Annotated in this window: 18 protein-coding genes; 2 read left to right on the plus strand and 16 right to left on the minus strand. The window is 67.9% G+C overall.

Going from position 1 to position 9,969, the window contains the following annotated elements; translation table 11 throughout:
* Window positions 1-579: 579 nt before the first annotated feature.
* The 13 genes from H0B56_RS23475 to H0B56_RS12285 all read right to left on the minus strand — a co-directional run bounded on the left by H0B56_RS23475 (window position 580) and on the right by H0B56_RS12285 (window position 5,908).
* A complete protein-coding gene (locus H0B56_RS23475) occupies window positions 580-1,491 on the minus strand; it encodes a tyrosine-type recombinase/integrase (protein ID WP_180893147.1) in 912 nt (303 codons plus the stop codon).
* A gap of 263 nt (window positions 1,492-1,754) precedes the next feature.
* Window positions 1,755-2,480, minus strand: coding sequence for a hypothetical protein (locus tag H0B56_RS12230; protein WP_180893148.1), 726 nt, complete (start codon window positions 2,478-2,480; stop codon window positions 1,755-1,757).
* Window positions 2,477-3,013 carry a hypothetical protein gene (locus H0B56_RS12235; RefSeq protein ID WP_180893149.1) on the minus strand — a complete coding sequence of 179 codons (537 nt, stop codon included), beginning with the start codon at window positions 3,011-3,013 and terminating at the stop codon, window positions 2,477-2,479. Before H0B56_RS12235 ends, H0B56_RS12230 begins: the two co-directional genes overlap by 4 nt.
* Window positions 3,010-3,159, minus strand: coding sequence for a hypothetical protein (locus H0B56_RS12240; protein ID WP_180893150.1), 150 nt, complete (start codon window positions 3,157-3,159; stop codon window positions 3,010-3,012). Before H0B56_RS12240 ends, H0B56_RS12235 begins: the two co-directional genes overlap by 4 nt.
* 57 nt (window positions 3,160-3,216) lie before the next feature.
* A complete protein-coding gene (locus H0B56_RS12245) occupies window positions 3,217-3,462 on the minus strand; it encodes a hypothetical protein (protein WP_180893151.1) in 246 nt (81 codons plus the stop codon).
* A complete protein-coding gene (locus H0B56_RS12250; protein ID WP_180893152.1) occupies window positions 3,455-3,655 on the minus strand; it encodes a hypothetical protein in 201 nt (66 codons plus the stop codon). The genes H0B56_RS12245 and H0B56_RS12250 overlap by 8 nt, the downstream gene beginning before the upstream one ends.
* A complete protein-coding gene (locus tag H0B56_RS12255; RefSeq protein ID WP_180893153.1) occupies window positions 3,648-4,223 on the minus strand; it encodes a 3'-5' exonuclease in 576 nt (191 codons plus the stop codon). The genes H0B56_RS12250 and H0B56_RS12255 overlap by 8 nt, the downstream gene beginning before the upstream one ends.
* Window positions 4,220-4,435 (minus strand): hypothetical protein, encoded by a 216-nt coding sequence (locus tag H0B56_RS12260; RefSeq protein ID WP_180893154.1) that lies wholly within the window; start codon window positions 4,433-4,435, stop codon window positions 4,220-4,222. Before H0B56_RS12260 ends, H0B56_RS12255 begins: the two co-directional genes overlap by 4 nt.
* Complete coding sequence (locus H0B56_RS12265) at window positions 4,432-4,989, minus strand: hypothetical protein (RefSeq protein WP_180893155.1); 558 nt, start codon at window positions 4,987-4,989, stop codon at window positions 4,432-4,434. The genes H0B56_RS12260 and H0B56_RS12265 overlap by 4 nt, the downstream gene beginning before the upstream one ends.
* Window positions 4,986-5,195, minus strand: a complete 210-nt coding sequence (locus H0B56_RS12270) for a hypothetical protein (protein ID WP_180893156.1) — start codon at window positions 5,193-5,195, stop codon at window positions 4,986-4,988. Before H0B56_RS12270 ends, H0B56_RS12265 begins: the two co-directional genes overlap by 4 nt.
* Window positions 5,189-5,350, minus strand: coding sequence for a hypothetical protein (locus tag H0B56_RS12275; RefSeq protein ID WP_180893157.1), 162 nt, complete (start codon window positions 5,348-5,350; stop codon window positions 5,189-5,191). Before H0B56_RS12275 ends, H0B56_RS12270 begins: the two co-directional genes overlap by 7 nt.
* Window positions 5,343-5,633 carry a hypothetical protein gene (locus H0B56_RS12280; protein WP_180893158.1) on the minus strand — a complete coding sequence of 97 codons (291 nt, stop codon included), beginning with the start codon at window positions 5,631-5,633 and terminating at the stop codon, window positions 5,343-5,345. Before H0B56_RS12280 ends, H0B56_RS12275 begins: the two co-directional genes overlap by 8 nt.
* The gene (locus H0B56_RS12285; protein ID WP_180893159.1) at window positions 5,633-5,908 is read right to left on the minus strand and encodes a hypothetical protein; all 276 of its coding nucleotides are present in this window, start codon (window positions 5,906-5,908) and stop codon (window positions 5,633-5,635) included. The genes H0B56_RS12280 and H0B56_RS12285 overlap by 1 nt, the downstream gene beginning before the upstream one ends.
* 102 nt (window positions 5,909-6,010) lie before the next feature.
* Here H0B56_RS12285 and H0B56_RS12290 point away from each other — a divergent pair, with 102 nt between their 5' ends.
* Window positions 6,011-6,469 (plus strand): hypothetical protein, encoded by a 459-nt coding sequence (locus H0B56_RS12290; RefSeq protein WP_180893160.1) that lies wholly within the window; start codon window positions 6,011-6,013, stop codon window positions 6,467-6,469.
* Window positions 6,470-6,626: 157 nt separating this feature from the next.
* Here H0B56_RS12290 and H0B56_RS12295 read toward each other — a convergent pair whose 3' ends face one another.
* A complete protein-coding gene (locus tag H0B56_RS12295; protein ID WP_180893161.1) occupies window positions 6,627-6,902 on the minus strand; it encodes a hypothetical protein in 276 nt (91 codons plus the stop codon).
* A gap of 43 nt (window positions 6,903-6,945) precedes the next feature.
* Complete coding sequence (locus H0B56_RS12300; RefSeq protein WP_180893162.1) at window positions 6,946-7,182, minus strand: helix-turn-helix domain-containing protein; 237 nt, start codon at window positions 7,180-7,182, stop codon at window positions 6,946-6,948.
* Between the two features lie 159 nt (window positions 7,183-7,341).
* Between H0B56_RS12300 and H0B56_RS12305 the strand changes: the two genes are divergently transcribed.
* Window positions 7,342-7,761: a hypothetical protein gene (locus H0B56_RS12305; RefSeq protein ID WP_180893163.1), complete on the plus strand. Its 420-nt coding sequence runs from the start codon at window positions 7,342-7,344 to the stop codon at window positions 7,759-7,761.
* 743 nt (window positions 7,762-8,504) lie between these two features.
* On the opposite strand, the gene H0B56_RS12310 is transcribed toward H0B56_RS12305, so the two are convergent.
* A complete protein-coding gene (locus H0B56_RS12310; RefSeq protein WP_180893164.1) occupies window positions 8,505-9,947 on the minus strand; it encodes a recombinase family protein in 1,443 nt (480 codons plus the stop codon).
* Between the last annotated feature and the right edge of the window lie 22 nt (window positions 9,948-9,969).

Here is a 9,969-nt window from a genome sequence, read left to right on the forward strand (position 1 = left end):
CGCGGGCGCCGGCCGCCTGAGGCGCATTGAGTACGCCGGCGATGAGCTCGCGGCCGCGGTCAGCGATCAGCACGTTGCCGCGCTCGCTCGGGGTCGGGTCGACCGGCATCGACGCGCCGCGCGTGGTCACGGCCCACACGATCGGCCTGCCGCACGAGCTGCACTTGTCGCGCCACGGCGCCCACGTGTCTCTCTCCGGTGTGGTCATATCTCGCTCCTCGTGGTGTGGGGGTGGTGTGCGGCGCAGGTACAGCTCGCGGGGTGGGTTCCGTTCATGGCCGTCCTTCGCCACCGGTCTCGGCCGGGACCCAGCCTCCGGCAGGTGGCGTTGACGCCGCACACCACGACTCGGGGCGGCGCTAGTCCGCCGTGGGTGGTCGGCAGGTCGTGCACGCGCAGAGCAGCTGGCCGTGACTGTCGAGGCCGACGCCCGACAGCTCGCGGCGCCAGCGTCGCCGGCCGCAGAACGCGCACTGGAATCGCCAGCGACGCAGGAGCCGGCGTAGGTTTGCTGGCTCGACGACGTGGTGTGCGCCGCACGCGCCGCAGTCCCACTCGACGGGTACGTCGCTGGTCAGATCAATCTCCGGCATCGCGTGGTCCTTCCTGGTCGGTACCGAGGTCGTGCCAGACGGCCTCGGTGGCATCGCGTAGGGCGGTGACGTCCATGGCGGCGTAGCCCGACGTGGTGGATGGGCTCGCGTGCCGCATGAGTCGCTGGGTCGCGAGCAGGTCACGGGTCTGGCGGTGCACGCGGGTGCCGTAGAGATGGCGCAGGGAGTGAGCGCTGCCGGGCACGTCGTGCTCGCGCATGATCCGGCTGATGGCGTGGGAGAGCCCGTCCACGGTGTATCCTCGGCCGTAGCGACCGCGCACGGCCGGCGCGTCAGGCGGCAGCGCGCGCAGCCGGCGGGCTAGCTCGGGCGGGATCGGCACGCGCCACTCGCTGCTCCCCTTGCCGCGCATGCGCAGCACGTATCCCTCGTCGTCACGCTCGACGTGCTGCGGCTCGACACGGGCGATCTCATGCACCCGCAGCCCGGCGAAGACCGCCAGGGCGACCGGTAGCCACTCGTCGGTGCCGTCGAGCTCGGTCAGCATCCGCCGCACGGCCGCTTCGGGCGCCGGCCGAGGCAAGTTCGCCCGGACGCGGGGCGCGTCGAGCCGCCGTGTCGGATCGTCCTCGCGCAGATCCTCGCGCAGCGACCAGTCGTAGAACGTCCTCAGATGACTGAGGTAGCCGCGCCGCGTCGACGGGGCCCGGCCGACGAGGCCGCGCCACCACCGGCGCAGCTCGCGCTCGGCGACGTCCTCCAGCCGGTCGCCGACCTGGCGCTGCACGCGCGTGAGGAGCAGGTATTTCGATCCGAGCGTGGACGGTGCGGCGCCACGGTCACGGCACGCGGCCAGGTGCGCCGCGATCGTCGCCGTCTGCTCATCCTCGGCGAGGCCGCGCAACCACTCACCTACCTTCGCGGGGACGAATGCCACTCGGTCACCTCCTCGGGGTGGAGCGGGACGAGTCTCCCGACGGGAAACAGGAATTCATCGGTCTGAGCGACCGGCGCTGGCAGCGCGGATCGTTGCGGGTCTCGGCATCGGCGGCAGCCGGCGCGCGGCGCCGCACTCCCACACCGCCACGACTTCGTACACCCACATCCGCTCCGACCGGCCGCACGCCGGGCACCGAGTCGGCGGCCGGTCCACGGTGTGGAGCAGTTCGCCCCACCATTCGCTCGCTCCCTCCCTGCCAGTCATGCCCAGCCCGCCAGCTCGTCACGGATGCGGTCCCACATTTCCTCCGGCTCGGGTCGCGGGTCGTCGCGGCGGACGCGGTCCCGCGGGTATGTGGCGCCGCAGTCGCACGGCTCCGGCGGCCGCGACGGATCCGGCCACGGGTAGAAGTGCCGATGCCGGGCGGTGTCGGCGGTCGCGGCCTCCAGCTCCCGGCGCACCTGCGCCAGCTCGTCGGCCAGCGCGGCATTCTCGTCCCGCAGCTCGTCCTGCTCGGCGGTTAGTTCGCTTACCTGCGTAGCGAGCGCAACAATGCGTTCCTGCCGCTCGTCGCGATCCGCCTCGAGCCGAGCGACCGCCTCCTCGCGCAGCGCCTCCTCGGCGTGCCACAGGCGATTGAGGTCCTTGGCGGCGTCCCACCACGACGCAGCCCGGTCGGCCGCGCGGCGCAGAGTCGCATTACGCGTCCGCACCTGATCGCGGTCCTGGGTCACTCGCACGAGCTGGTCCTCGAGCTCGTCGTACGCCCGGCGTAGCCGCTCCAGCTCGGCGCGCGACTCCTCCCCCTCGCCCAGCGACGCCTCGCCAGCCGCCGGGCGAGGCGTCGCCATCTGCGCCTGCGCCGCCTGCGCGAACGCCTCGATCACATCCCGCGGCGTCGGATCCTGACCGTCCCGCTGCATCCGCGCGTCCGCACGCTGCAGCGCAACCAGCACAGGAGACCGGTCGGTGTGCATCGCAGTCACGGAGCACCACCGCCCCCCTCCTCGAGGCGGATGCGCGTGCGGTCCCATGATTCACACGCCCGGCGGTGCTCCTCCTGCAGATCCTGGAAACGCTGCCGCAGCGCGTCGAGCTCGTCGCGCTGGGCCTGCACGAGGTGCGCGACGTGCGTCCACGCCACGGTGTGGTTGATCTGGCCCGTGTCGACCCCAACCGTGCGGGCGATGCGCATGAGCGTGTCGCCGAGCAGCTTGTTCTCATGCTGCGCGATAGCGAGCCGGGTGAGCCGCTCGGTCACGGTCTTGCTGGTTTCGCCGTGCACCTCGCCACCGGGGTGGTAGTGCGGCCCGAAGTTGGGTTGCGGGTTGTCGCCGACGCAGTAGCACAGCTGGTCTTGCGCCGGGTGGTCCGGCTCGGGCGGTGTGTCGAGCAGGCCAGCTTCGTCAAGCGCGCGGGCGAGCCGCCGGTACGGACCGCGCTTGTCGACACCAGTGGGCTCGCCGTCAGCGCGCCACATGGCCCATGTCGCCTGCTCGACCACGTCTCGGTCAGTCATCGGTCACCTCCCCCGAGGCAGCCCTGGCACAGGGTCTGGCCGTCGTGCTCGTCGAACATCGCTTCCGCGGCTTCCTCGGTGCTGAGGCCGAGTTCTTCGATCGGCAGGTCGCTGACGGTCACTCCGCAGCGCTCGCATTCACTCATCGGTGTCTCCTCGCCTGGCACGGATAGCGGCACGGGCCCGGCCGGTGTGCGTCTTGGTCACGGAGCACCACCGCCCGACGTGCTGGTGTGCTGCCGCATCGTGTGCCCCGGCCGCGGCCCGCAGTCCGGGCAGTACCAGCGGCGGTCACGGCCGACGAATAGCCGCCACCCGCGCGACTCGGCGACATCGGTGTAGTAGTCCCTCCCCTCCAGCCTGGGGATCTCGACGCCCTCTATCCGCTCGTCGCAGCGCGGAGAGTCGCAGGCAACGCCCTTGCAGTAGTCCGTGTACAACTCACCCATCGCGCATCGCATCCTTCTCCCACTTGGCCGCGACGTACCGCAGCACTTCCGCCGCCTCGGCTTTGCTTATCCCCTGCGCGTTGGCCTCGATGACGACCCCGTCCCCGTTCTCCTTCGGACGGACGATCACCGCCGCCAGAGCTTCCCGACCATCGACGAACACCATTCCGCTCGCGTCGCCCCTGTCACTCATCGCGCACCGCCGAGGCAGGAGCGGGGAGGGCCGCGATCGCGCGCAGGCACGCGGCGGTGGCGCGGGCGTCGCCGAGCGCCGTGTGTGGCGCGTCGTTCTGGACGCCGAGTAGCCCGCATACGCGGGACATGCTCGGTAGCTCGCTAATTGGTATGCCGAGGGTGCCGGCGGCGTAGGCGGCGAGGTCGGCGAGCCGGTGGTGCCACGGCTCCAGCGGGGTACATCCGGTGCGGTTGAACAGGATGCGCAGCATGTCGGCGTCGAACGCCGGAGACGCGCCGGCCAGTACCGCGCCGCCGAGCCGCTCGTGTAGGTCCTTGGCCGCGATCAGCGCGGCGTGGTCGGTGGGCGCGTCAGCGAGCCGCTGGTAGTACCCGTTGATCTCCAAGGCCTCGGGCTGGGCGCGGGATATGTCCTGCCGCGTGTGCCACGGGATCCACGCGTTCTCCTGCCCCGTGGCGAGGTCGACCCACGCCACCTCGATAGGCACATGCCGGGCACGGTCGAGCCCGGTTGTCTCGGTGTCGACCACGATCACAGGTCGCTCGGTAGATGCCTCGTTGCTCATCGGTCGTCTCCTCTCCGGCGCTGCTCGCCGTCAGCTAGCTGGTCGAGCCACGCCGCCGGATCGCGCTCGTCCTCGGTACGGTGATCGATCACGTCGCGCCCGTCGGCGCGGTCGTCGAGGATCGGCCGGACGTACTTGTGCCACAGCAGCAGCCCGGCGAGTCCGGCCAACATGACCAGGACGGCGCCGAACAGCACGTAGAGCGAGGTCATGTCGCATCACCCCTTGCGCGCTCGGCCGCCTGGCGTAGATGTGCCGCGTGCCGCACGGCGTCGAGCTGCTCGGCGTCGGGCGCCACCCCGATGGCCTCGTGTAGGGCGGCGATGTAGGTGCGTAGCTGACTCACCGTTCCTTGCGCCTCGACCTGGATGCGTCGCGCCTCGTCGAACTCGTCGATGAGCCGCTCGACGACGTCGTGCGCGTCCTCGTCGCCAGCTCCGAGCCGGCGGCACACCGCCTGGCGCTCGCGGTGCAGTCGCTGCGCATCCTCGATAACCCGCTCGTCGTCGGCGTAGTCCACGAATCCGAGCGACTCCCGCACCGCCGACAACACGGCGGTTGTGGCGACGTGCATGTCCACGGCACGATCTCGTTGTGCGCGTGCCGCATCCCGCTCGGCGACGAGTCGGCCCACGTCGTTGTGCATGTCGCTGACGACGTCCTCGACGTCCGGGTCCGCGTCGGTGAGTCCGAGCTCACGGCGCATGCGGGCGATCGCCGCGACCGCAGCGTCCGCCGCGGCCTTGTACCGTTCTACGTCGGTCATGCGGTGACCTCCTCGCTGATAACGCGCACCAGGTGCTCGGCCACGACGAGCGGTAGCGCGAACTGGTCGGTGGCGATCCAGACGATCCGCCGGTCGCGGGCGGTGTCGGTGTGCGTCACTCGGCCCGTGTAGAGGCCGACGAGCCGTTTGCCGACGTACACGTCGGGCCGCACCTGCACGCGGTGTCCTCTCTGTACGGTCACCATGGCCACACCTGCCCGATGAGTTCGGCGAGCTTCCATGAGGCGTCGGTGATCGCTGCGATCGCGATCACGATGACGGTGAGGATGCAGCCGCCGGTGATCGCGGCGACCTGGATGTCCTCGACGGTGTCGCCGGCGGTGCGGGGTGGGCTACCCATCGCCGACCGCCCCCCTCGGTATGACGGTCGGCGATGGGCTGTCAGTGGATACCTCGACGACCGGCGAGCCTGGGATGGGCTCGGCCTCGGGCTCGGCGGCTGTCGTCGCGCCGGCCAGCAGGTGCAGCCCGATCGCAGTGAGCACCGCAGCCACCGCCAGCAGCGCCGCGCGGACGAGGCTCACCGAACAGCCTGCGCCGTCGTCGGCCGGTGACCGCCCGTCGACGCGGTCCGTCATCCGACCGAGCCGGCGGCCCGGCGCCCTGCGATGTCGGCCACCCATCAGTCATCACCTCCATCACGCGGCTCGGGCAGCGCCCGGTCGCGGTAACCGCACATCCACGCCTCATGCAGGAGCGGCTGCGTGGCCGCGTCGTACGGCGGCACACCGGCGGCGTCGTACCCGGCGAGGTCGCGGTCGTCGGCACCTTCAGCCCACGCGCGATACTGCTCGGGCGGCCGGCGCAGCTCACCGAGGTCGGTGATTGGCTCGCTGAACGTCCCCGCCGTCGTCTCGCCAACGTTCCTGCGTTGTCCGGTACTCTGTTGCGTGTCCACGGATCGGACCTCCATTTCTGTCCGTGGGCGTCGCGCCTCGGTGATGCAGCACCGGGGCGCTTCTACTTGTGATCGATTCCAAGGCAGTGCTTGGATGCCGGAATGGACATAGCTGGGTTCGTGGTGTCGCTCGCCGCTCTACTGATCTCGGCTGGCGCGCTCTGGTACTCGCGAGGACAGAAGCTCGCAGCGGACCGTTCGGCTAGGGCTGCAGAAGAATCGGCTACCGCGGCTGCTGAAACCGCGGACATCGACAAGGCGAGACGCGCGGAGGAACTGGACAATGCCGAACGCAACCGGGTCGTCTGGCGCCTCGAGCACACGGGCGATATGTGGTATCGGCTCATCAACTGCGGAACCGAATCTGCGTACGGGGTGCAGATCGACGCAGGGGAATTGATTGTGGAAGAAGCTGGCCCCTTCGGCGAGATAGCATCAGACGGCGCCGAACCTCTTCTGCTTGCGCGCTCGTGGGCCAGCAACGCAGATCGAATCGTCGTCACGTGGCATCACCAACCCGACCTGAGCGATGAGCCGCGGTATCGCGAACTGCTTGTCTAGCGGCTTCGACACGAGTGAGTGCGGATTCGGCTGACGGTTGGTGCTGTCGGGTATGCCGCGCATAGTGCACAGTGCCCAGCGCAAGTAACGTGGTCAGTAGTGACATGGTCCAAATTGCGGCCTCGGTCAAGATCATTGGCGTGACTTCCCTTCTGGTTCACGCAGCCGCGTCGGCACCCCGGCGGCGACGCGGCTGCGTGCGCTTGACCAGGTCCGGCTCGATCAGGCGCCGCAGCTCGGACCACACCTCAGGGCTGAACGGCGGGGCGTCCGCCACAATCTCGTCGATGTAGGCGAAGTCGGCGTCGCTCAGTCGAGCTCGGCGAGATTCCAGATCTCCCCGTACCCGCGACAGTTCGGGCACGTCGTCTCCGGTTCGCGCCTGTCCTTCTTGCCCCTGGGAACCCTCCCCCTGCCCTGGCACATGTCGCACCGTTGGCTCCTGCGCTTGGGGCCTTTCTTGCTGGTCGGCGACATCACGCGGCCTCATCGCGATCACCTTCATCGAGCAGGAGTGAGGACGGATCGACCTCAAGGAGCTTGCAGAGCCGCTTGAAATGGCGTCCGAGCGGCTGCCGACTGGGGTCGGTGCTCTCCCAGTGCGCGATGGCCGAGCGGTTGAGCTCGAGCCGCTTGGCGATGGACTCCTGGGTGTACCCCGCTAGCTCGCGGGCCTGTCGGAGCTTGTCGCCATCGACCTTGGCTGTCCTCATGGATACTCACGTTAGATAACGTTTCATCACGTGTCAACGGCTTAACCAGGGATAACGTGACTAAACGTTAGCTGTAACGCGATCATCAGCTAGAACGATGAAAATATTAGCCTTGCCTAAGCTAGACAGCTAACGTTTAGTCACGCGATGATTGAGCCCATGGCGTACGACGAGGGCACGCTCGGCTGGTGGATGGACCAGCGCCGAGGGGAACTTGAGCTGACCTGGGACCAGGTCGCCGAGCGCGCACGACTATCTACTCAGACCCTGTACGAGGCCGCTGCAGGCAAGCGGAACCTCCGCACCGTCAACCGACGCAAGGTAGAACGTGCACTCCGCTGGGATACCCGCAGCATCGACGCCATCCTCCGCGGCGGCGTACCGGTTCCGGCAGATCCTGATCTTGATGACGACGAGATGATCCCCCGCGACAAGACGGAAGAGATGATCGTGACCCACGAGTCATCGACGCGCGCACAGAAGCTGCGGGCACTGCGGGACTACCGTCGCCAGGTTGCCGCTGCGAAGAAGGCGTTACAGGAACGCTCAAATAACCCACCGAAAGAGCAATCTGGGTAACGGATCAGTTGCAGTGCGTGCATTTCGCCTGGTTGAGCCATTAGGTCTGGAGAAATGCACGTTGCCCTGATCGTGGGGCTCGTGGCGATCGCAGGGGTATTCGGGGGCGCATACTACCTTCGCAGACGCGCACGAGCTGCCCGAGAACTCAATGACATCGTTGAACGCGGTCTGCGAGAGCGGCACTATCTAAGGCCGTATCGGCATCCTCACCTGCAAGCCGTGCGATTCAACGAGACCAGCCACCGCCGCCGTTGGGAGCGCGGCGTGGTGCGGTCGGTGCATTCGGCAGCCGTTCTCGCGACGTGCAGCGGCCTCATCGCAGCCGGGCTGGTGTACACAACGCCAGACAGGGACACCAACGAGCCGCCGGAGGCTGACGAACGACGCGAGCCGCGGCTGACAATCACTGCCACCACAAGCAGCACCACCGCGCGGCCACAGACACCGCCACAGGGACAGGAGCCGAGGACCACCCAACCGTCGCCAGCCCCGACGACGCAGGACACCGAGCAAAGGTCACGGCAGCCTGAACCAGAGCCGGAACCTGTCGAGGAGACGCCTCCGGGCGAACCATCGTCGAATGAGCAAGTTGAAGAGTCGCCCGACTCGCAGACAGAGAACCCACCAGACGAGACGAGCGAGGACGAAGATGACGGTCAACGCTCCGGACCGGGCAAAGCTCCAGTCGAAGTCAACGTACCCGACCACGTCACAGGGGTGATCTATTTGATCCGCATACGCTAGTGCCAGGTGAAGGTGATCCGACTCGGGTCCCACTTCTTCACGTCCGAGCCCGGGACCTTCGGCAGAATCCGTACCGTGCACACAGCTCGGATGGCCGCGCGCTTCTTGTGCAGTGGCCACCGGTCCCACAACTCACGGGGGCTATTCGCCTGCAACAGCTCCGTGACCTCCGACGAGACCGTTTTGGGGCGAAGCTGTTCGCGCAACTCGCGGATACGTGGCTGCAACTTCGCCTCGATCCTGGCTAGTGAATCCGGGCTGATGCTGCCGTCGGCCGCCTGATCGGCGAACGACTCCAGGCGAGCCTCGAGCGTACGCAGTTCATCAGCGAGCTGATACTCCTCGCCATTCTCGGGTGGGGCGAACAGCTGAGCGGCATCGGAGCGCTCGAACCTGCGCAGGATCGTTTCCTCGACGAACGCGTCCGACTTCGCCTGCTGCCGCGACACGTGGTAGCGGACACTGCAGATATATGACGGGCAGCCACGGTTTTTGATGCGGTGCATCCGCGCGTCGCACACCTGTCCGTCGTCGAACACGAATCCACATAGCGCGATTCCGACCAGTAGGTGCTTCGGCGTGTAGTCACGAGTCGTCCGGCGGGTCGGGTCGTTCAACTTCGCCACGAGCACCTCGTGGTCACGGTCGGCCACCAGGCGCGGCCAAGTGCCATCCGCAACGACTTGCCCGTGGTGCACGCGCTGGCTCGCGTAGTACGGGTCGATGGCGATGCGTCGAATCTGCGTGCGCACCCACTTGTACTGCTGGTACTCCAGCCCGAGCCGTTCGCGGCGGAACATCTCTGGCGTCGGCACCTCGCGCCGGTTCAAATCATCCGCGATGCGGCTGGTCGGCTCACCCTCGAGGCAGCGCTGCACGATCTCGCGCACGATCCACGCCTCGTCTTCGTTGATCTCCTGACGGAGCAGCTCGCGAGTGTGCTCGTCGTAGACGCGCCGGTATCCGAACTTCCACTTTCCGTGCGGGTTACCTGCCACGGCTTTGGCATGCAGGTTGCGCTTGAGCCTCTTGCTGGTGACGCCTGACTCCCGCACCGCAAGCGCCGCAGTCAGGTCAAGGATGAACGCGTCGTCCGGGTCGTGGAGGTCGTGCAGCCGGCCACCGATACCCAGCTTGACCCCGGCCTCCTCGCATGCTGCGAACAACGCCGCGAATACGCGTCGGTCGCGCGAGGCGCGGCTGATCTCCCACACCAGCAGCGCGTCGATCTCGCCAGCCTCGATCGACTCCATTACGCGCGGCCACTCCTCGCGGTCGCGGCCTCGTCGATATCGGGAGGCGGACACGCCGTCATCACGGCGGTTGAAGACAGTGTGCCACCCCTCGCGGTCGGCCCATTGCTGGGTGGCGTTGAGCTGCGAATCGACCGAGAGCTCGTTCTGGTGGCTGGCGCGGGCGTAGTGCCCGACGCGAACCACCCCTTCCCGCGCTGTAGTCACA

Source organism: Haloechinothrix aidingensis, from assembly GCF_013450155.1.
Classification (GTDB): domain Bacteria; phylum Actinomycetota; class Actinomycetes; order Mycobacteriales; family Pseudonocardiaceae; genus Haloechinothrix; species Haloechinothrix aidingensis.